A 21306-nucleotide genomic window follows, 5' to 3' on the forward strand; every position below is an offset into this window, starting at 1 on the left:
TATCAACGCAATGGCGCGGTGCTGACCGGCGCGAGTCCGGCTTCCGACTGCCGCTGAAGCTGTTCGACCTGCAATTGCAGCGCGCGCAGCTTGCGTTCGGCTTCGAGCTTGTCCGTCTGCAGGGCTTGCGACTCGGCTTGCAGTTGCTGCTGACGCTGCGTGACCTGCGAATCCTGCTGCTGTGCCAGCGCGAGATCGGCGGAGAGACGGTTTGCGCGGTCCGCCGATTTCGCGATCACGCGATCGAGCAGTTCCTTTTGCGCCTGCAGCTGCATGCGGCGGATTTCGCCATAGGCCAGTTCATAGCTCTTGCGCGAGAACTGCGCGTAGATCGATTCGGCGCGCGCCGCGTCCTGCGTCTTCACGACACGCCACCAGCGCGCATCCTGCGAAAGCGCGACGTAGTACAGCATGTCCTGCGCGAGAAAGAAGAGCTTCGCGCCGTAGCTGCCGTTGCGCGTTGCGCGCAATTCCGTGAGGCTGCCGGCCTGCACGAGATTCTGCAATTCGGCGATGTTGCCTTCGACGCGCGGCGCGTTCGAATCGGCGTTCAGATCGGACAGGTCTTCGGTGGCCGCCTGCGTCTGCGCATCGGTTTGCGCCTTCGCGGGAGCGGCAAACGCGCTCGAGAACGGCGCGAGGATGCCGAAGAGGGACAAGGCGAGCGTGAGCGTCGCGTAACGGATGGAGCGGAGGGGCGTCATGTTGGCATCTTGGCCGGAATGGGTTGATCGGGCGGTTCGTCGTTCAGCGTGCGTTCTGAGCTTGCGCGCCGCCGTGGCTGGATGCGCTGCCTGAATTGCTATCGAGTGTCGGCGAATGCTGGAGCATCGCGTAGAGCGCTTCGGGGCTCATCGGATTGGAAACCTGTGATGCGCGGGGTCCGTGAATGCTGGCCGATAGCGTGCGCATAGGTGCTGCGGGGGCATGGCTCGCGATGCGCTTCTCGGCTGCGGGCGCACGGAGGGCGAGGGCTCGCTGCGGGTGCGGCGACGACACGGTTCTGACGTGGCGGGTGTGCTTGCGGGCGGTCGATTCGGCGACGAGATGCGCGGCGGATGTCTTGTGCTTCGTTGTCGCGCTGGTGTTCGTGCTTGCGATGGTGCGGGTTTTTGCAGCGGCGGGCGTGCTGGCGATGGTGTGGGGCTTTGCAACGGCGGGTGCGCTCGGGATGGCGTCGACCTTTGCAACAGCGGGCGCACGCGGGATGGCATCGGCCTTCGCAACAGCGTCCGCGCGAGCGATGGTGCCGGCCTTCACAACAGCAGGCGCACTCGCGATAGCAATCGCAACCGGGGGCGTCGTCGCCGTTTGAGTCGTCTTCACAGGAGCCGGCTCGACAGCCGCGATCACCGCAGGCTCCGACGCTGGGAGGTCAGGTCGCGCGTTCGCATCGGCCTGAAGGCTTTGCGTGCCGACTTCCGCCGTCGTGGCAGCCGATGAATTGTCCGATGCGCCGGGCTTGTATTCGAACAGCAGCCACGTGATGAGCGCCGCGCATGCCACGGCGGTGAGCGCCATGACGGGCTTGCTGAAGTAGCGCTTGGCCGCGACTTGCGCCGCCGGCGCGACGACATTCAGATGCACGGGCTCAACAGGCTCAACAGGTCCAACGGGTTCAACGCGATCGGCGTGATCGATGGCGGCGGCGTTCGGAGTTTGCTCGCCTTGCATCAAATGCAGCATCGCGCGGGGAACGTACTCCTTCGCGTAGACACCCCAGAGGCTCGTCGCGCGGTAGGGCGAGGTCGTGTCGGACAGGCTCAGGGCGGCGACGTAGGCAGTCTCGAAGCGCGCGGCGAAGAGCGGAACTTCGGACCGGGACTGAACAGGGCGTGTGGCTGCGGACGACCACTCGCTACCGTAGTTCAAGGACGGGTCTGTCAGCGCGCGTTGCGTCGGCAGACGCAGATAGCCTTCCACTACGATCAAGTCTTCGGTCATGAGGATTCCACATGCATGCGTCCGGGCCCGGACAATGAGACAGCGCGCCCGGACCTCCGTGGAGCAGCAGACGGCACCGGGTCGGCGCGAGATGGCCGAAATTGCGACCTGCGATCATACGAAACGCTAACGAGTCCGACGACAAGACAATTCTTATTATTGATTTTTAACAGGAACGAATATTGACAAACTCTGTTTTCTTGCGGTCACTCAAGTGAGAAAACGTAGAGCAACGAAAACAGATCGATACCCGCCATATGGTCCGTTTCGCGCGCAGCGAATGTCCAGCCGCGCGATTCGTAGAACCCGATGGCCGCCGCGTTCTGCTCCAGCACGGAAAGATGCATTCGCCGCGCGCCGCGCGAGCGGGCCCAGCGCGCGGCTTCGTCGAGCATCGCGGTGCCGGTGCCGAGACCGCGATGACCCGGCAGCGCATGCAGATTGTCGACGAGCACGCTGCCCGTCTCGTCCGGCTCGACCAGACACATGAACCCGACCGGCTCGCCCGCATGCTCGGCGATCAGCACGCTTCCCGCGCCGTCGACGATGTCCCTCATGCGCGCTTCCCAAAAGGCGGCGCGCTCGGTCGGCAATGCGTCGAGATAGGTGTCCGGCAGGATGCCGCGATAGGCGGACGCCCAGCTTCGCGCGTGCATCGACGCGACGAGCGCCGTGTCGTTGAGATCCGCGATGCGCAGCGATACTTTTCCTTTCATCGCGGGAGTGTCCGTTAGCTTTAAGTTAGACATATGTAAGTGTATTTTAATCTGAATTGAGCGAAATTAGACGAAGTTCGGTGCAGCCGTCAGTCGGGAAGCGCTAAAATCAAAGGCATTGCAATGAGCGCTCCGATATCGGGAAAGTCATGTCCACGACCCACGCGGCACCCGCCAACGAATCCAAATTCAAGACCGTCTTTCGCGTCGTCAGCGGAAACTTTCTTGAAATGTACGACTTCATGGTCTACGGCTATTACGCTTCAGCGATCGCCAAGACCTATTTCCCGAGCGGCAACGAATTCGCCTCGCTGATGCTCGCGCTGTCCGTGTTCGGCGCGGGCTTCCTGATGCGGCCGGTCGGCGCGATCGTGCTCGGCGCGTATATCGACCATCACGGGCGGCGCAAGGGCCTCATCCTCACGCTCGCGCTGATGGCGGTCGGCACCGCGTGCGTCGCGCTCGTGCCGGGTTACGCGACCATCGGCGCGCTCGCCCCGGTCATCGTGCTGGGCGGGCGTCTTTTGCAAGGCTTTTCGGCGGGCGTCGAACTGGGCGGTGTCTCGGTGTATCTGTCCGAGATCGCGACGAAGGGCAACAAGGGCTTTTATTGTTCCTGGCAGTCCGGCAGCCAGCAAGTCGCGGTGGTGTTCGCGGCGCTCATCGGCGTCGTCATGAACCGCCTGCTGCCGCCCGAGCAGATGACCGCCTGGGGCTGGCGGGTGCCGTTTCTCATCGGCTGCCTGATCGTGCCGTTCCTCTTCATCATCCGCCGGTCGCTGCGTGAGACGGACGAGTTCCTCGCGAAGAAGCATCGGCCGGGCATGGGCGAAATCGCGCGCTCGATCGCGCAGAACTGGGGCATCGTGCTCGCAGGCATGGGCATGGTCATCATGACGACCGTGTCGTTCTACATGATCACCGCGTACACGCCGACTTTCGGCAAGGAAGTGCTGAAGCTCTCGTCCATCGACGCGCTCGTGGTCACGGTCTGCGTCGGCCTCTCGAATCTGGTCTGGCTGCCGCTGATGGGCGCGGTGTCCGATCGCGTCGGGCGTCGCCCGGTGCTGCTCGTGTTCACGATCCTCACCATTCTGACGTCGTATCCGGCGGTGCAGTGGCTCGTCGCGGACCCGTCGTTCGTGCGCCTGCTGATGTGCGAGCTGTGGCTCTCGTTCCTGTACGGCAGCTATAACGGCGCGATGGTGGTTGCGCTCACCGAAGTCATGCCGGCCGACGTGCGCACCACCGGTTTCTCGATGGCCTACAGTCTCGCGACGACGATCGGCGGCTTCACGCCCGCGATCTCGACGTATCTGATCCACACGACTGGAAACAAGGCGGCACCCGGCCTGTGGATGGGGCTGGCGGCGATCTGCGGCCTGATCGCGACGCTCGTCCTGTATCGCTCGCCCGAGGCGCGCAATCAGTACAAGGCGGCCTGACGCGCTTCGCGTGTCTACGCCGGAAGCGAAACCAGCATCGCCGCCGTTTCTTCGATGACTTCGCGCCACTGGCCCGGCGCGCGCTGACGCACGAGCCGCGCGCCGGGATACCAGACGGTTTCGCTCGAATCGGCGCCCCAGCGCCAGTCGGCGGCGAAGGGCAGCATGACCCAGAGCGGTTTGCCGAGCGCGCCCGCGAGATGCGCGACGGACGTATCGACGGACACCACCGCGTCGAGACGGTCGACGATCGCGCCCGTGTCCGCGAAATTCTGCAGGCGTCCGTCGATCAGATGAATCGACTTCGCGTTCGGATACGCGCGCAGCACGTCGCGCTCGCGGTCGGTGACGAACGGCTGAAGCGCCACCCAGTCGATGCCTTCGAGCGCAAAGAGCGGCCCCAGTTCGGTGATCGGTACCGAGCGGGTTTCACCCGGCTGCATGCGCCCCGACCACGTGATGCCGATCTTGCGCCGCGCCTGGCCGCCGATCGAGCCGCGCCATTTGCGCCGATGCTCGGCGGGCACGACGAGATAGGGCGAGCGCGCCGGAATTGCCTCGGGCGACGTCATGCCGAGTGCGAGCGGCAGGCTGAGCAGCGGGCAAAAGGCGTCCGCGGGCGTCGGGACGCCTTCCGACTTGCTCTTCAGTTCGACCCGCGCGGCGTGCGCGGCAGGCGCGAGCAGCGGCACCAGCGCGGGCTGCACTTCCAGAATCAGCTTGCCGACGCGCTTCGCCGCGAAAGGCACGAAGCGCGCGAATTGCAGCGTGTCGCCGAAACCCTGTTCCGCGCGCACGACCAGGGTGCGGCCCGGCATCGGCTCGCCGTTCCAGCGCGGCAGGCGCGGCGCGGGTTCGCTGCCCGGCGTTTGCAGACGCCATTCGTAGGCGGGAAGCCCGCGCGCATAGTCGCCCACGGTCAGCAAGGCGAGGGCGCGGTTCAGGTGCGCGGCAGGCATCTCGGGATCGATGCGCAAGGCCTGATCGAACGCGCGCAGTGCCGCGCGGTGCCCGCCGAGCGCGAGATGCGTATTGCCCAGACAGAGCCACGCGACGCCGTATTTCGGATCGAGCCCCACCGCGCGCTCGAAGTGCGGCACGGCTTCGTCGTGACGGCCGAGCTTGGCGAGCGCGTGCCCGAGCCCGAAATGCCCCGGCGCGAAATGCGGCTGCAGCCCCACGGCCTGACGCAATACGGGCAGCGCGTCGTCGGGGTGGCCGTTTGCGTCGAGCAGATTGCCGAGATTGAAATGCGCGGCGGCGTAGTTCGGTTCGACGTCGAGCGCCGCGCGAAAATGCGCGATCGCGCCGAGGGTGTCGCCGAGCGCGTTGAGCGCCATGCCGAGGTTGTTGTGCGCGCCGGCATGGCCCGGGCGTAGCGCGAGCGTGCGCCTGAATGCGCCCGCGGCATCCTTGAAACGGCGCAGCGCGGAGAGCGCATTGCCGAAATTGTTCCACGCGGCCGGATCGTTGGGCTGCAGGCGCAGCGCCTTCTCGAACGCGTCGGCGGCGTCTTCGTGACGGCCCGCCGCCGTGTACGCGTTGCCGAGGTTGTACTGCGCGAGCGGAAAGCCCGGCGCGAGCGTCAGCGCGTTGCGAAAGCGTTCGATTGCGTCGTCGAGGCGGCCGAGCGCCTTCAGCGCGTTGCCGAGGTTCAGTTGCAGGCCGGCATCAGTCGGACGCAGATCGACGGCGCGGCGCACGAGCTCAGCCGCCTCGGCGTGCTGGCCCTGTTGGTGGCGCAGCACGCCGAGGTAGTGCAGTGCATCGACGTGAAGAGGTTCGGCGGCGAGCGCGGCCTGATAGTCGCGCTCCGCGTCGGTCAGGCGGCCGTCGCGATGGGCCGCGAAACCGCGGGCGAATACGGTGTCCATGACGGAAAAAACTTCTGGCCCGGAAAAGCAAACCCCGCATTTTCCCATACCGGCGCGACCGGTCCTCCGAAAAGCGCGTTCGACCCGTTGCGGCGAAGGCACGCTTCGCGACGATGAAGACATCAACGAGGGCGACGATTCGCGGGCGTACACTAGCGGCGTGACGCTTCAGGGAGGAACGATCGCATGTTCGCGCCAAAGCTGAATCCGAACGACAAGCTGGACGTCGCGCCCGTTCTGATCGCAGGCGCCGGTCCGACGGGCCTCGCCGCCGCGATGAGCCTGGCGCGCGCGCACATTCCGGTCAGGCTCATTGACCGTGCGCGCGAGCCGTCGCCGCATTCGCGCGCAATCGGCATTCAGGCGCGCACGCTCGAACTCTTCGAGCAGCATCGCGTGGTCAAGCCGTTTCTCGAACTCGGACATCGCGCGCGCGTCGCGAATCTCTATTCGAACGGGCAGCGTCTCGCGCGCCTCGACTTCGATCCGCTGCAAACACGCTATCCGTATTTGCTCTTTCTCGAACAATCGCAGACCGAACGCCTGCTCACGGCGCATCTCGCGGGCTATCGCGTGGACGTGGAGCGCGGTGTCGAGCTGGTCGATCTTTCGCAAGGCTCGGCCGGTTTGCAGGCGACGCTGCGCCATCCGAGCGGACGCGACGAACTATTGCGGCCGTCGTATCTGATCGCGGCGGACGGCGCGCATAGCTTCGTGCGGCATCGGCTCGGCATTGGCTTCGACGGCAAGACCTTCGAGCAGACCTTTCTGCTCGCCGATCTCGACGTCGACACCGACTGGCCCGACGACGAATTCCACATCTTCGCGTCGGGCGAAGGCCTGACCGCGCTGTTTCCGATGGGCGGCGACCGCGCGCGCCTGATCGCCGATCTCCCCGCGCCGGTCGCGAGCGCAGTCAATGCGGGCGATGCCAAGAGCGGCCCGACGCTCGACGAATGCCGCGAGCTCGTGGCGCGGCGCGTGCATCACAAGATGGCGTTGTCGAACATGACGTGGTCGTCGTACTTTCATCTCAACAGCCGCATGGTCGACAGGTTGCGCATCGAGCGGGTGTTTCTCGCCGGCGATGCGGCGCATGTGCACAGTCCCGCCGGCGCGCAGGGCATGAACACCGGCATTCAGGAAGCGTTCAATCTGGGCTGGAAGATCGCGCGCATGCTCGCGGGCAGCGCGCCCGAGCGCCTGCTCGATACGTACCATGCGGAGCGGCATCCGATTGAGCGCGACGTGCTCAGGCAATCCAGCATGCTCACGCAGATGGCCGCCGCCGAGCACGGCCCGATGAAGCTGATGCGCGAGCACGTGATGCCCGCGCTCGCGGCGATCGGCCCGCTGCGCGACGCCATGCGGCGCACGGTGAGCGAACTGTCGATCAACTATCGCAAGAGCCCGCTTACGCTGGAGCGCCTGCTCGACGGCGGCCCGCGCGCCGGCGAGCGCGCGCCCGATGCGCGCGTGCATGTCATCGACGGGCCGCTCGGGCGTCTGCCCGGCGTCGGCTGTCTCTTCGATCTGCACGATCCCGGCTGCTTCTCGCTCTTTCTGCTCGAGAACCCGTCGGGCGAAGACGATATCGCGCTCGCACCCGCGACCATCACCGTCGCGCACGCGATCCGCGAGCCGAATCTCGACGGGCTCGCGGCTTCCCTCGATGCGATCATGCCGAACGCCGTGCGCGTGTGGCGCATCACCGATACGCGCGGCGAGGGAGCGAATTCGCTCACCGACAACTACGGCCGCACGCGCCCCGCGTTCTATCTCGTGCGTCCCGATGGCTATATCGCGGCGCGCGGGCGTGCGCCGTCGGACGTGCATGCGCTCCTGCGTCACTGCGAAACGTGGTTCGGCGCGCAGGAAACGAGCACGGAGCGGCACGTCGAACGCGAATATCGCGAAGATTGAAAAAAGCCCCGCGGTGCGGGGCTTCGGTTCAAGGCGATGCGATGAACGACGTCAGGCGTGCGCCGTCTTCGGCTGAAGATCCGCCTTGTGCAGGTTCAGCGCCTCGCGCACGATCGGCTCCATCGACGCGCTCGCTTCCGGATTGTCCAGCGCGGCGAGGATCGCGAGCCGCATGCGCGGCTCCCAGAAGCGGCGGATATGATCCGCGACGCTATCGACGGCTTCGGCGCGGTCCGGCATCGAATCGAAGAATTCGCCGATGCGGTTCGCCATCTCGATCAGGTTATCGACATCCATGAGTTATTTTCCCGAAGAAGTCGTGGCGAGATTGAGCAGTTCGAGCTGCTGCGAATTGAAGCGCGAGTAGTCCTGCTGCCATTGCGACGGCTGTTCGACCGGCATCACCTGCACCGCCGTCACCTTGTACTCCGGACAGTTGGTCGCCCAGTCGGACGAATCCGTCGTGATGACGTTCGCGCCCGATTCCGGGAAGTGGAAGGTCGTGTAGACGACGCCCGGCTGCATGCGCTCCGAAATCTTCGCCCGCAACACGGTTTGCCCCGCGCGCGATTCGATGCCGACCCAGTCGTTCATCTTGATGCCGCGATCTTCCGCGTCCACCGGATGAATCTCCAGCCGGTCTTCGTCGTGCCACTGCGAGTTCTCGGTGCGGCGCGTCTGCGCGCCCACGTTGTACTGCGACAGGATGCGGCCGGTCGTGAGCAGGAGCGGATACTTGCGCGTGACCTTCTCCGGCGTCGCGACGAACTTCGTGATGACGAAGCGTCCCTTGCCGCGCACGAATTCGTCGATGTGCATCGTCGGCGTGCCGTCCGGCGCTTTCTCGTTGCACGGCCACTGAATGCTGCCGAGCTCGTCGATGCGATCGTAGGAGACGCCGTGGAACGTCGGCGTGAGACGCGCGATTTCGTCCATGATTTCCGACGGATTCGCGTAATTCATCTCGTAGCCGAGCGCGCGCGCGAGCTTGATCGTCACTTCCCAGTCGGAAAAGCCCGCGAGCGGCGGCATCACCTTGCGCACGCGCGAGATGCGGCGCTCGGCGTTGGTGAAGGTGCCATCCTTCTCGAGGAAGGTCGAGCCCGGCAGCAGCACGTGCGCGTACTTTGCCGTTTCGTTGAGGAAGATGTCCTGCACGACGATGCATTCCATCGCCGCGAGCGCCGCGCCGACATGCTGCGTGTTCGGGTCCGACTGGACGATGTCCTCGCCCTGGCAGTAGAGGCCCATGAAGCTGCCGTGCAGCGCGGCGTCGAACATGTTCGGAATGCGCAGGCCCGGTTCCGGCTGGAGCTTCACGTCCCACGCTTCTTCGAAGAGCGAGCGCGTGGCGGCATCGCTGATATGGCGATAGCCCGGCAGTTCGTGCGGGAACGAGCCCATGTCGCACGAGCCCTGCACGTTGTTCTGGCCGCGCAGCGGATTCACGCCGACGCCTTCGCGGCCGACGTTGCCGGTGGCCATCGCCAGGTTCGCAATGCCGATGACGGCAGTCGAGCCTTGCGCGTGTTCCGTGACGCCGAGGCCGTAGTAGATCGCGCCGTTGCCGCCCGTCGCATAGACGCGCGCGGCCTCGCGGACCGCCTGCGCGGGCACGCCGGTGGTCGCTTCCATCGCTTCGGGCGAATTTTCTTCGAGCGCGACGAACTCGCGCCATTGACCGAAGGCGCGCGTCTCGCAGCGTTCCGCGATGAAGTCTTCCTTCAGCAAGCCTTCCGTGACGATCACGTGCGCGAGCGAATTGAGCATCGCGACGTTCGTGCCGGGGCGCAGCGGCAGGTGATACTGCGCCTTCACGTGCGGTGTATCGACGATATCGATGCGGCGCGGATCGATCACGATGAGCTTCGCGCCTTCACGCACGCGGCGCTTCAAACGCGAGCCGAAGACCGGATGGCCGTCGGTCGGATTCGCGCCGATCACGATGATGACATCCGACTGCTCGACCGATGCGAAGGTCTGCGTGCCGGCGGATTCGCCGAGCGTCGTCTTGAGGCCGTAACCCGTCGGCGAGTGGCACACGCGCGCGCAGGTATCGACGTTGTTGTTGCCGAACGCGGCGCGCACGAGCTTCTGCACGAGATACGTTTCTTCGTTCGTGCAGCGCGACGACGTGATGCCGCCGATCGAATCGCGTCCGTATTTATCCTGAATGCGGCGGAATTCGCTTGCCGCGTAGTTGATCGCTTCGTCCCACGACACTTCGCGCCACGGGTCGGTGATCTTCGCGCGGATCATCGGCTTCTTGATGCGGTCCTTGTGCGTCGCGTAACCCCATGCGAAGCGGCCCTTCACGCACGCGTGGCCTTCGTTCGCCTGGCCGTTCTTGTTCGGCGTCATGCGCACGACGGTGTTGCCCTTCATCTCGGCCTTGAGCGAGCAGCCGACGCCGCAATAGGCGCAGGTCGTCACGGCCGAATGTTCCGCCTGGCCGAGCATGATGACGGTCTTTTCCTGCAGCGTCGCGGTCGGGCACGCGGCAACGCACGCGCCGCACGACACGCATTCCGATTCCATGAACGGCACGTTCTCGCTCGCCGCCACGCGCGATTCGAAACCGCGTCCGGCGATGGTCAGCGCGAAGGTGCCTTGCGTCTCTTCGCACGCGCGCACGCAGCGGTTGCAGACGATGCACTTGGACGGATCGTAGGTGAAGTACGGATTCGATTCGTCCTTCTTGTCCTTCAGATGGTTCTCGCCTTCATAGCCGTAACGCACTTCGCGCAAGCCGACGACGCCCGCCATATCCTGCAGTTCGCAGTCGCCGTTGGCGGGGCAGGTGAGGCAGTCGAGCGGGTGATCGGAGATGTAGAGCTCCATCACGTTCTTGCGCAATGACTGCAGCTTGTCGCTTTGCGTGCGCACTTTCATGCCCGCTTCGACGGGCGTCGTGCACGAAGCCGGATAGCCGCGCTTGCCTTCGATCTCGACGAGGCACAGGCGGCACGAGCCCCACGGTTCCAGCGAATCGGTGGCGCAGAGCTTCGGCACGTTGACGCCGGCTTCGATCGCGGCGCGCATCACCGACGTGCCCGCGGGCACGGTCACGCTTTCGCCGTCGATCTCGAGCGTCACGTCGATATCGGCGTGGCGCAGCGGCGTGCCGTAGTCGGTATCGTCGAACGGATCGCGGCGCTGCACGGATGCCGCGCTCTTGCACGCGCAGTTGCCGGAGCCGCAGCCGTTGATGGTGTTGGACATTTTTCGTCTCCTTCTATTCTCTTAGGCGGCTTTTTGCGCCGGCGTGCGGGGCAAACCGAAGTCTTCCGGGAAGTGATCGAGCGCTGAGACCACCGGGAACGGCGTCATGCCGCCCATCGCGCACAGCGAGCCCGCGATCATCGTGTCGCACAACTCGCGCAGCAGCGTGATCTGCTTCACCGAGGTATCGCCCTCGCGAATCTTCGCGATGACTTCCTCGCCGCGCGTCGAGCCGATCCGGCACGGCGTGCACTTTCCGCACGATTCGATCGCGCAGAAGTGCATTGCGTATTGCGCGAGTTCGGCGAGATTCGAGGTGTCGTCGTGAATCACGAGACCGCCGTGGCCGACCACCGCGCCGACCTTCGCGTATTCCTCGTAGTCGAGCGGAATGTCCCACTGGCTTTCCGGCAGATACGTGCCGAGCGGGCCGCCCACCTGCACCGCGCGCGCGGGACGTCCGCTCGCGGTGCCGTCGCCATAGGTGTAGATCAGTTCGCGCAGCGTCACGCCGAACGCCAGTTCGACGAGCCCGCCTTGCTTCACGTTGCCCGCGATCTGGAAGGGCAGCGTGCCGCGCGAACGGCCCATGCCGTAGTCGCGATAGAACGCGGCGCCCTTCGCGAAGATCACCGGCACCGTCGCGAGCGTGATGACGTTGTTGATGACCGTGGGCTTGCCATACAGACCGACGAGCGCCGGCACCGGCGGCTTTGCGCGCACGATGCCGCGCTTGCCTTCGAGCGATTCGAGCAGCGCCGTTTCCTCGCCGCACACATATGAGCCCGCGCCCTTGGCGACATAGAGATCGAACGCATGCGACGTGCCGAGCACGCTCGCGCCCAGCCAGCCCGCGTCGCGCGCCTTGTCGATGGCGCGGTTCAACGTGTCGATCGAATGCGGATACTCGCTGCGCACGTAGATGTAGCCCTTGGTCGCGCCCGTCGCCACGCCGGCGATGATCATGCCTTCGATCAGCATGTACGGATCGCTTTCCATCACGAGGCGGTCGGAGAACGTGCCGGAGTCGCCTTCGTCGGCGTTGCAGACGATGTACTTCTGGTCCGCCAGCGCCGCGCGCACGGTCTTCCACTTGATGCCCGCGGGGAACGCCGCGCCGCCGCGGCCGCGCAGGCCGGAATCGAGCAGCGCTTCGCAGACCGCGTCGCCGTTCATCTCGAGCACGTTGCGCAGGCCTTGCAGGCCGCCGAGCGCGGTGTAATCGTCGATGGACAGCGGATCCGTGATGCCGATGCGCGAGAACGTCAGGCGCTGCTGGTTCTTGAGATACGGAATCTCGTCGACCACGCCGACGTTCTTGTCGTGCGGCTTGCCTTCGTGGAAACCGGCGTCGAACAATGCGGCGACGTCTTCCGCTTCGACGTTCGAATAGCCGACGCGTCCGCCGGGCGTCTCGACTTCGACGAGCGGTTCGAGATAGAAGAGACCGCGCGAGCCGTTGCGCACGATCTGCACGTCGAGGCCGCGCTTTTGCGCTTCGCTCGCGACGGCTTCGGCCACGGCGTTGGCGCCGAGCGCGAGCGCCGCGGAATCGATGGGAACGTAAATGCGCGTCATGCCGTCACCTCCGCGACTTTCGTTTGCGCGGCGGCAAAGAGCCGATCAAACTTCGCGGGCGTCACACGCGCGTGAAGTTCACCGTTGATCATCATCGACGGCGACAGGGCGCACTGGCCGAGGCAATACACCGATTCGAGTTCCGTGTCTTCCGCGTGGCCATTGTCGAAGCGGCAGCCCGTGTGCCCTTCGATATGATCCTTCAACGCTTCCGTGCCCATGCTGCGGCACGCTTCCGCGCGGCAAAGCTGCACGGTCACGCGCGCGGGCGGCGCGCTGCGGAAGTGATGGTAGTAGGTGATCACGCCATGCACCTCGGCGCGCGACAGCGAAAGCGTCTGCGCGAGCGGCGCGACGACTTCGGCCGGCACATAGCCGGTTTCGTCCTGGATGGCGTGAAGAATGGACATCAACGTCGCGCCCTGTACCGCGTGGCGACGCACGAGTTCAACGGATGCAGCGGCGGAAAGCTGCGAATGTGTCATGGGGCTCCTCCAACACTCGGCATATGTTTTGGCGGTACATATTTGAGTCGATATAATTACGGGTGCCGAGCCTGTAAAAGAACAATAGGCGTCGTGATATATCTTGGCAATAGGAAGGGGGAGTTCATATGGTAGACGTCGAATGCCGGGCCGAGCTGGTTCTGCGCGACGCCGATGGCCGGGAAACCAGTCTCAGCGCGGTTGTGCCGCTTTTGCAGCTCGTCGCGCAGACGGGCAGCATCGCGAATGCCGCGAGCGCTAAGGGTTTGTCCTATCGGCACGCATGGGGTTTGTTGCGCGAAATCGAAGTGCGTCTGGGCGGCGCGCTCATCACCAAATCGCGCGGGCGCGGCTCGGTGTTGTCCGAGCTGGGTGAGTCGGTGCTGCGCGCGCAGCGCGTCTGTGGCGACCGGCTCGAAGCGCCGCTGCAGGCGGTCGCGAACGATGTCGCCATCGAGTTGAACCGTCGTCTTTCGGGCGGGATTTCGCAGGTGCGGATTCACGCGTCGCACGGATATGCGGTCGCGACGCTCGTGCGCGCGCTCGGCGATCAGCGCGTGCCGGTCGACATCAAGTATCGCGAAAGCGCCGAAGCGGTCAGCGCCCTCGCGCGCGGCGAGTGCGAACTGGCGGGCTTTCACCTGCCGATCGGTGAATTTCGCTCGACCTGCGCGGATATCTACCGGCCGTATCTGGACCGCAACAAGCATCAGCTGATCCGCCTGACGCGCCGCACCCAGGGCCTCTTTTTGCCGAAGGGCAATCCGAAGCACATCTCCGGTTTGCGCGATCTCGCGCGCAGCGACGTGCGCTTCGTCAACCGGCAGCCGGGCTCGGGCACGCGCATGCTGCTCGATCTGTCTCTGCGGCGCGTGGGCGTGGACCCGGACCAGATCAACGGCTATGCGACCACCGAACTCACGCATTCGGCGATCGCCGCGTTCGTCGCGAGCGGCATGGCCGATCTCGGTTTCGGCGTGCAGCCGGCCGCGCAGCATTTCGCACTCGACTTCATTCCGATCATCGACGAGGACTATTTTTTCGCCTGCGAGCGCGCACGGCTCGACGAGGCGCGGCTTGCGTCGGTGCTGCGTATTCTTCGCAGCGCGGGATTTACCGACAGCGTCGCCCATCTGGAGGGCTACGATCCGGCGAGTTGCGGCTCGCTGGTCGATATCGACGAAGGATTGCGGGGGTGAAACGCGCGGTAAGACGGCGGGGAGGGCATAAGACTGCCGTCGGCGGCAATTTGGGATAACCTAACGGTTTGCTGTCGACTTTCTCCGCTCTACGCGCGATATACCGTCATGAAACTTCCGTTGCTCGCTTGTTCTTCCGCCGCGCTCATCGCCGGCGCGATGTATCTGGTTCCTGTCGCTTTCGCCCAGAATTCCCCGGGCATGCCGGGCGGGATTCTGCAGGATCAGTTTCGACTCAACGAACATCCGCAGATGCAGTTCGCCGCGTCCGCGCCGTCGGAAAAATTTCAGAACGGCAAGTCGGCGATGCGTCGCCGAGGCGACGCCGGCGATCCGGACGGCTGCAATCTGAAGTGTCCGAAAGACGGCTCGAACTGATACGTTCGAAAGCGGCAAAAAAAGACCTCGCGTGAAGCGAGGTCAAAGTACTTGGAATGGCGCCTCAACTCGCGGCCAGTTGGCATCGATTCAAAGCGCGATGTCAGATTAGCCCCTCGGGTTGCTCGAAAAAATCGGAGCTTTCTTAGTCGGGCGTTCCAAACGGATCGTTGCAGCCGCAATATGAAGGGCAGTTGATTATTGACATAAGGCAGCGGTATTGGGACCGCTCTGATATGAACGATGATCTGCCCGACCTATTCTCAGACGTGTAGTGGAGGTTGTCTCTGTCCTCGCTACGTCTCTCAAGGATGTTTGCCCCGCCTCGCGCGGGGCTTTTTTTTGCCTGGCGCGTTCGCCAAGAAAAAACCCGCGATGCTTGCGCAATCGCGGGTTCCTGGGGGTGTTTTGGTGGAGGCGGCGGGAATCGAACCCGCGTCCAGAAGCGCTCTACGACCAGTTCTACATACTTAGTTCTGTCATTTGATTTAACCGCAACGACGCGGACGAACACGCTGCGTTACGGCGATTCACTAAATTTTCGACCTCGGCGTCGTGACACCGCAAAGGCTTATCTGACGTATATGACCTCTCGTGGTATTGCTACCCTAACCCGTCAGCGAATTAGTGAGAGGACGGCTAGCCCTTAGGCTGCCAGTGCGAACGTATCGTCGTTTGCAGTTACGTTTTTCCCATTGATTAACGAGGTGACGGGTCCTCGGTATGCCCTGACCGCTTCACAACCCCTGTCGAAACCAGGTCGCCCCCGAAACGGAACTGAAATTATCCCACGAAAATCCAGATGAGGCGAATGGCGCGCTTTTTCAAGGCGCCGCTTCCGCCTCCCGGTTCAGGCGATGTCGCGAAGCAGATGCTGCAGCTCTTCGGTCGAATCGACGACGTGATTGGCGTGCCAGCGGCGCGGCGGAATGTCGTCGCCGCAATAGCCGTAGGCGGCGGCCACGGTGATCATGCCCGCCGCGAAGCCGGCCTGCACGTCGCGCAGATCGTCGCCGACATAGACGATGCGCTCCGGCGCGACATCCAGCAATTCCGCCGCATGCAGCAGCGGCGCCGGATGCGGCTTCGAATGCGGCGTGGTGTCGCCGCAGACGAGACAGCCCGCGCGCGTATCGAGACCAAGCAGGCCGACGAGCGGGGCGGCGAGACGCGTCACCTTGTTCGTGACGATGCCCCAGCGTACGCCGCGCGCATCGAGCTGATCGAGTATCTCGGCGATGCCCGGAAAGAGCGTCGTCTCGATGCACAGATCGGCTTCGTAGTTGGCGAGGAATTCGTCGCGCATCGACGCGAAGTCGTGATGCTCCGGACCGATCTCGAAAGCGCCGCCCAGCAGTCCGCGCGCGCCTGCCGACGCATGCGGCCGCAGCATCTCGAGCGGACGCATTTCCAGGCCGCGGTCATGCCGCATCTTGTTCACCGCGGCGACGAGGTCGGGCGCGGTATCGGCGATCGTGCCGTCCAGATCGAACAGCACCGCCTGACACAGCCCGATGCCGTCGCGCTCGGCCACGCGCTGCGGCAGAGGCGTCGTTTCTTCGGGAAGGGGCTTGGTGTCGAGGGTGCCCGTGGACAAGGGGTCGTCGTTGATCATGGCGTCAGGCTTCGCGGCGGCAAGCCATCATGTAATTGATGCTCGTGTCGTTCGACAGGCCGAAGTGCTTGGAAATCGGCCGATAGGTGATGCCCTTGATATCGACGGGCGAGAGCGACGCCATGCGCGCGAACGTCGCCAGTTCCGATGGCTTGATGAAGCGCGCGTAATCGTGCGTGCCGCGCGGCAGCATGCGCGCGATGTATTCCGCGCCAATGACCGCGAACAGGTAGGCCTTGGCGTTGCGGTTCAGCGTGGAGAAAAACACCCAGCCGCCCGGTTTCACGAGCGCGGCGCACGCGGCGACCGTTCCTGCGGGATTCGGCACGTGTTCGAGCATTTCCATGCACGTCACGACGTCGTACGAGCCGGGCTCGCGCGCGGCGAGCGCTTCGGCGGAAATTTCCTCGTAGGCGACGTCGACGCCGCTCTCGAGGCTATGCAGATCCGCCACGCCAAGGGCGCTCGACGACAGATCGATGCCTTTCACGTCCGCGCCGCGCGTCGCCATCGACTCGGAAAGAATGCCGCCGCCGCAGCCGATGTCGAGCACGCGTTTGGCACTCAAATGCGCATGGGCATCGATCCAGTCGAGCCGCACGGGGTTCAGCTCGTGCAGCGGCTTGAACTCGGCGTTCGGGTCCCACCAGCGATGCGCGAGCTCGCTGAATTTCTGCAGTTCGTGGGGATCGACATTGGTCATGTTCGGAAGTGTGCCTTGTTTGAGTCGTGAATCGATTAGGACCGAGTATATAGGCGCCGCAAAGGGCGGGCAAAAACTGGAATGCGTTGAGGCTACCCGAGGCGTGGTCCGTCAATCGGATGCCGGAAGTGCTTCGGGCATAAAAAAACCCCCGCCGAGGCGGGGGTTCGATCTGCGGCAATCCAACTCGCGATTACTGCTGCGGCTGACGCGTCGTGCCGACAACTTCGACTTCCACGCGACGATCCGGCGCGAGGCAGGCGATGAGTTGCTTGCGGTTCTTCTGCGTGCACTTGCCGCCCGTGACCGGGTCGCGCTTGCCCTTGCCTTCCGTGTAGATACGGTTGGCTTCGATGCCCTTGCTGACCAGGTAAGCCTTCACAGCTTGCGCACGGCGCAGCGACAGACGGTTGTTGTACGCGTCCGAACCGATGCGGTCCGTGTAACCCGTTGCAACCACGACTTCGAGGTTCAGCGCGCCGATCTTCGATGCGAGATCGTCAAGCTTTTCCTTACCAGCCGGCTTCAGGACTGCCTTGTCGAAGTCGAACAGAGCGTCAGCCTGGTACGTGACCTTCTGGCTCGAGATGACCGGCGGCGGCGGAGCGACCGGTGCCGGCGGCGTCGGTGCTTGCGCGACCAGCGCGCCATCGCACTTTGCGTTTGCCGTAGCCGGCGTCCAGAACGCGTCGCGCCAGCACAGTTCGTTCGTGCCGTTCATCCACACGTACTCGCCCGTACCGTTCACCCAGTTGTCATTCACGGCTTGTCGCGAGGCCGGCACCGACTGTGCCGAGGCCGATGCAGCCATAACTGCGGTAGCTGCAATGAACGCGAGCTTTGAAAGTTTATTCATATTTCTCCTCTCGAAATTGAGATTACCGCAGGTTTACTGCGAGCCTGTAGACGAAGACAAGTCATACATTGCTCGGAGTATAACATTCCCGCGGAACAAAACGCGCTGTATAGACTTCGAGCAGTGTCTAACTTTGTGCGTTGGCATTTTGCCATATCGTTCCCTTGCAACGATAAAAATATCCCCGCACGCTGTACGCCCGCAACCTTATGTGGTGCATGCGCAACAAGAAGGGGACAGGAGAAAGTCCGGGCGCAAAGAAGGCGCGAAACGTGCGCACATTGCGTGCCCGAGAGCGATTTCCTGCGTGTTTTTATCGCGGGTACTCTTCGCGTCTGGCAAAACGGCGAGGCGGCATGATAGCCCGGCGAGATGACGAATTGACGGAATGCGTTCCCCGGTTTTTGTAAATAATTGGTACAGCGTTGCGCATTACGAAGTCCGCATGCGCATTCCGGGTCGGCGAAGCTTTGCCGGCGGCTTCATCGGCATGCACTGTATGTATACAGTGTGTGCCGGGCGGGAATGTCGCACATGGTAGAATCTCTTGATGTGTTGCGTTCGCAGCACATGAAAAAGGCATGCGCTGCACATGCAGCGCGCAGCGTACGGCGGCTACGCGCCAGGCCGGCGCATGTCGCGCGGCTGGCGGGCGAATCCCGCCGAATCGCTGCGCGTGTTGCCGTGTCGCCGCTGCAAAGTTCAAGACACGGATAATGGATCAATTCGCCAAAGAGACTCTGCCAATCTCCCTCGAGGAGGAAATGCGCCGCTCGTATCTCGATTACGCGATGAGCGTGATCGTCGGGCGCGCGCTTCCCGATGTCCGCGATGGCCTGAAGCCGGTGCATCGCCGGGCGCTCTACTCGATGCACGAGCTGAACAACGACTGGAACCGCCCGTACAAGAAATCGGCGCGTATCGTCGGCGACGTCATCGGTAAATACCATCCTCACGGCGACGCGTCCGTCTACGAGACGATCGTTCGCATGGCGCAGCCGTTCTCGCTGCGCTACATGCTCGTGGACGGCCAGGGCAACTTCGGTTCGGTCGACGGCGACAACGCCGCAGCCATGCGCTACACCGAAATCCGCATGGCGAAGATCGGTCACGAACTGCTGGCCGACATCGACAAGGAAACCGTCGACTTCGGTCCGAACTACGACGGCAGCGAAAGCGAGCCACTCGTCCTACCGGCGCGCATTCCCAATCTGCTGATCAATGGCTCGGCCGGCATCGCGGTCGGCATGGCGACCAACATTCCGCCGCACAACCTGCGCGAAATCGTCGACGCCTGTCTGCATCTGCTGAACACGCCCGAAGCGACCGTCGACGAACTGATCGAGATCGTGCCGGCGCCGGATTTCCCGACGGCGGGCATCATCTACGGCGTCGCGGGCGTGCGCGACGGCTATCGCACGGGGCGCGGGCGCGTCGTGATGCGCGCGGCCACGCACTTCGAGGAGATCGACCGCGGCCAGCGCATGGCGATCATCGTCGACGAGATTCCGTATCAGGTGAACAAGCGCACGCTGCTCGAGCGCATCGCCGAACTCGTCAACGAGAAGAAGCTGGAAGGCATTTCCGATATCCGCGACGAATCCGACAAGTCGGGCATGCGCGTCGTGATCGAGCTGAAGCGCGGCGAAGTGCCGGAAGTCATTCTGAACAACCTGTACAAGCAGACGCAGCTTCAGGACACGTTCGGCATGAACATGGTCGCGCTCGTCGACGGCCAGCCCAAGCTGCTGAACCTGAAGGAGATGATCGAGTGCTTCCTGTCGCATCGACGGGAAGTGCTCACGCGGCGCACGGTGTACGAACTGCGCAAGGCGCGCGATCGCGGGCACGTGCTCGAAGGTCTCGCCGTCGCGCTCGCGAACATCGACGATTTCATCGCGATCATCAAGGCCGCGCCGACGCCGCCCATCGCCAAGCAGGAGTTGATGGCGAAGCCGTGGGATTCGTCGCTCGTGCGCGAGATGCTGACGCGCGCCGAGACCGAGGCTTCGGGCGGGCGCCTGGCGTATCGTCCGGAAGGGCTGAATCCGGCGTACGGTCTCCAGGCGGACGGCCTGTATAAATTGTCGGACGTCCAGGCGCAGGAAATCCTGCAGATGCGCCTGCAACGCTTGACCGGGCTCGAACAGGACAAGATCGTCAGCGAGTATCGCGACGTGATGGCGCAGATCGCCGACCTGCTCGACATCCTCGCTCGGCCGGAGCGTATCCGCCAGATGATCGTCGAGGAACTCGGCCAGATTCGCGCCGAGTTCGGCGACGACCGCCGCTCGCGCATCGAGATGAACGCGACGGAGCTCAACACCGAAGACCTGATCACGCCGACGGACATGGTCGTGACCATGTCGCACTCCGGCTACGTGAAGTCGCAACCGCTCTCCGAATACCGCGCGCAAAAACGCGGCGGTCGCGGCAAGCAGGCGACGCAGATGAAGGAAGACGACTGGATCGACACGCTCTTCATCGCGAACACGCACGATCACATGCTGTGCTTCTCGAACCGTGGCCGCGTGTACTGGATCAAGGTCTACGAAGTGCCGCAGGGCTCGCGCAATTCGCGCGGCCGCCCCATCGTCAACATGTTCCCGCTGCAGGATGGCGAGAAGATCAACGTCGTGCTGCCGATCAAGGAATTCTCGGCGGACAAATACGTGTTCATGACGACCGCGCTCGGCACGGTCAAGAAGACGCCGCTCGAAGCCTTCAGCCGTCCGATGAAGAAGGGCATCATCGCGGTCGGTCTGGACGAGGGCGATTACCTGATCGGCGCGGCCATCACCGACGGCGAGCACGACGTCATGCTGTTCTCGGACGCGGGCAAGGCCGTGCGCTTCGACGAGAACGACGTGCGCGCGATGGGCCGCGAGGCGCGCGGCGTGCGCGGCATGCAACTCGAAGACGGACAGCAGGTCATCGCGATGCTGGTCGCGGGCGGCGAGAACCAGTCGGTGCTCACGGCCACCGAGAACGGCTATGGCAAGCGCACGCCGATCAACGAGTACACGCGTCACGGCCGCGGCACGAAGGGCATGATCGCGATCCAGACTTCAGAGCGCAACGGCCGCGTGGTCGCGGCGACGCTCGTCGAGCCGGAAAGCGAAATCATGCTGATCACGACCTCGGGCGTGCTCATCCGCACGCGGGTTTCGGAAATCCGCGAGATGGGCCGTGCAACTCAAGGTGTTACACTCATCAGCCTTGACGAGGGAACCAAGTTGTCGGGACTGCAGCATATCGCCGAGGCGGAAGCCGAGGCCGAGCTCGAAGGCGACGCCGGTCCGGACGATACTGCGGGCAAGAACGGTGGCACGGAGAATGGTGAAGGCGGAGAAAGCGCCTGATATTTT

General features: G+C 63.9%; 16 protein-coding genes and 1 other RNA gene. 5 read left to right on the forward strand and 12 right to left on the reverse strand.

Annotated elements, in window-relative coordinates:
* Positions 1-2 precede the first annotated feature (2 nt).
* The 3 genes from AWB70_RS35575 to AWB70_RS35585 all read right to left on the reverse strand — a co-directional run bounded on the left by AWB70_RS35575 (position 3) and on the right by AWB70_RS35585 (position 2660).
* Positions 3-704 (reverse strand): DUF2968 domain-containing protein, encoded by a 702-nt coding sequence (locus tag AWB70_RS35575; protein ID WP_053568630.1) that lies wholly within the window; start codon positions 702-704, stop codon positions 3-5.
* 43 nt (positions 705-747) lie between these two features.
* A complete protein-coding gene (locus AWB70_RS35580; RefSeq protein WP_053568629.1) occupies positions 748-1944 on the reverse strand; it encodes a hypothetical protein in 1197 nt (398 codons plus the stop codon).
* A gap of 206 nt (positions 1945-2150) precedes the next feature.
* Positions 2151-2660 carry a GNAT family N-acetyltransferase gene (locus AWB70_RS35585; protein ID WP_082378067.1) on the reverse strand — a complete coding sequence of 170 codons (510 nt, stop codon included), beginning with the start codon at positions 2658-2660 and terminating at the stop codon, positions 2151-2153.
* Positions 2661-2809: 149 nt separating this feature from the next.
* Between AWB70_RS35585 and AWB70_RS35590 the strand changes: the two genes are divergently transcribed.
* A complete protein-coding gene (locus AWB70_RS35590; RefSeq protein WP_053568627.1) occupies positions 2810-4105 on the forward strand; it encodes an MFS transporter in 1296 nt (431 codons plus the stop codon).
* A 14-nt stretch (positions 4106-4119) separates the two neighbouring features.
* Here the strand turns inward: AWB70_RS35590 and AWB70_RS35595 are convergent, their stop codons facing one another.
* Positions 4120-5979, reverse strand: a complete 1860-nt coding sequence (locus AWB70_RS35595) for a tetratricopeptide repeat protein (protein ID WP_053568626.1) — start codon at positions 5977-5979, stop codon at positions 4120-4122.
* A gap of 186 nt (positions 5980-6165) precedes the next feature.
* On the opposite strand from AWB70_RS35595, the gene AWB70_RS35600 reads away from it, so the two are divergent.
* Complete coding sequence (locus AWB70_RS35600; RefSeq protein ID WP_053568625.1) at positions 6166-7902, forward strand: FAD-dependent monooxygenase; 1737 nt, start codon at positions 6166-6168, stop codon at positions 7900-7902.
* 51 nt (positions 7903-7953) lie between these two features.
* Here the strand turns inward: AWB70_RS35600 and AWB70_RS35605 are convergent, their stop codons facing one another.
* The 4 genes from AWB70_RS35605 to AWB70_RS35620 are packed head-to-tail and all read right to left on the reverse strand — an operon-like array spanning position 7954 to position 13187.
* A complete protein-coding gene (locus tag AWB70_RS35605; protein ID WP_014192054.1) occupies positions 7954-8199 on the reverse strand; it encodes a formate dehydrogenase subunit delta in 246 nt (81 codons plus the stop codon).
* Between the two features lie 3 nt (positions 8200-8202).
* Positions 8203-11124, reverse strand: coding sequence for a formate dehydrogenase subunit alpha (fdhF, locus tag AWB70_RS35610; RefSeq protein ID WP_053568624.1), 2922 nt, complete (start codon positions 11122-11124; stop codon positions 8203-8205).
* 21 nt (positions 11125-11145) lie between these two features.
* Positions 11146-12702: a formate dehydrogenase beta subunit gene (locus AWB70_RS35615; RefSeq protein WP_053568623.1), complete on the reverse strand. Its 1557-nt coding sequence runs from the start codon at positions 12700-12702 to the stop codon at positions 11146-11148.
* A complete protein-coding gene (locus AWB70_RS35620; RefSeq protein ID WP_014192051.1) occupies positions 12699-13187 on the reverse strand; it encodes an NAD(P)H-dependent oxidoreductase subunit E in 489 nt (162 codons plus the stop codon). Before AWB70_RS35620 ends, AWB70_RS35615 begins: the two co-directional genes overlap by 4 nt.
* 128 nt (positions 13188-13315) lie before the next feature.
* On the opposite strand from AWB70_RS35620, the gene AWB70_RS35625 reads away from it, so the two are divergent.
* The gene (locus AWB70_RS35625; protein ID WP_053568622.1) at positions 13316-14386 is read left to right on the forward strand and encodes a substrate-binding domain-containing protein; all 1071 of its coding nucleotides are present in this window, start codon (positions 13316-13318) and stop codon (positions 14384-14386) included.
* 108 nt (positions 14387-14494) lie between these two features.
* On the forward strand, positions 14495-14764 hold the full coding sequence (locus tag AWB70_RS35630; RefSeq protein ID WP_045450910.1) for a hypothetical protein: 270 nt from the start codon (positions 14495-14497) through the stop codon (positions 14762-14764).
* 409 nt (positions 14765-15173) lie between these two features.
* Here the strand turns inward: AWB70_RS35630 and ssrA are convergent.
* The 4 genes from ssrA to ompA form a co-directional block, all read right to left on the reverse strand.
* Positions 15174-15532, reverse strand: a transfer-messenger RNA (tmRNA) gene (gene ssrA, locus AWB70_RS35635).
* Positions 15533-15614: 82 nt separating this feature from the next.
* A complete protein-coding gene (gene gph / locus AWB70_RS35640) occupies positions 15615-16379 on the reverse strand; it encodes a phosphoglycolate phosphatase (protein WP_053568621.1) in 765 nt (254 codons plus the stop codon).
* Between the two features lie 4 nt (positions 16380-16383).
* Positions 16384-17082 (reverse strand): bifunctional 2-polyprenyl-6-hydroxyphenol methylase/3-demethylubiquinol 3-O-methyltransferase UbiG, encoded by a 699-nt coding sequence (gene ubiG / locus AWB70_RS35645; RefSeq protein WP_014192047.1) that lies wholly within the window; start codon positions 17080-17082, stop codon positions 16384-16386.
* Between the two features lie 193 nt (positions 17083-17275).
* On the reverse strand, positions 17276-17938 hold the full coding sequence (gene ompA, locus AWB70_RS35650) for an outer membrane protein OmpA (protein WP_014192046.1): 663 nt from the start codon (positions 17936-17938) through the stop codon (positions 17276-17278).
* Positions 17939-18654: 716 nt separating this feature from the next.
* On the opposite strand from ompA, the gene gyrA reads away from it, so the two are divergent.
* The gene (gene gyrA / locus AWB70_RS35655) at positions 18655-21300 is read left to right on the forward strand and encodes a DNA gyrase subunit A (protein ID WP_041730568.1); all 2646 of its coding nucleotides are present in this window, start codon (positions 18655-18657) and stop codon (positions 21298-21300) included.
* Positions 21301-21306 lie beyond the last annotated feature (6 nt).

The organism is Caballeronia cordobensis, from assembly GCF_001544575.2.
Lineage (GTDB): Bacteria > Pseudomonadota > Gammaproteobacteria > Burkholderiales > Burkholderiaceae > Caballeronia > Caballeronia cordobensis.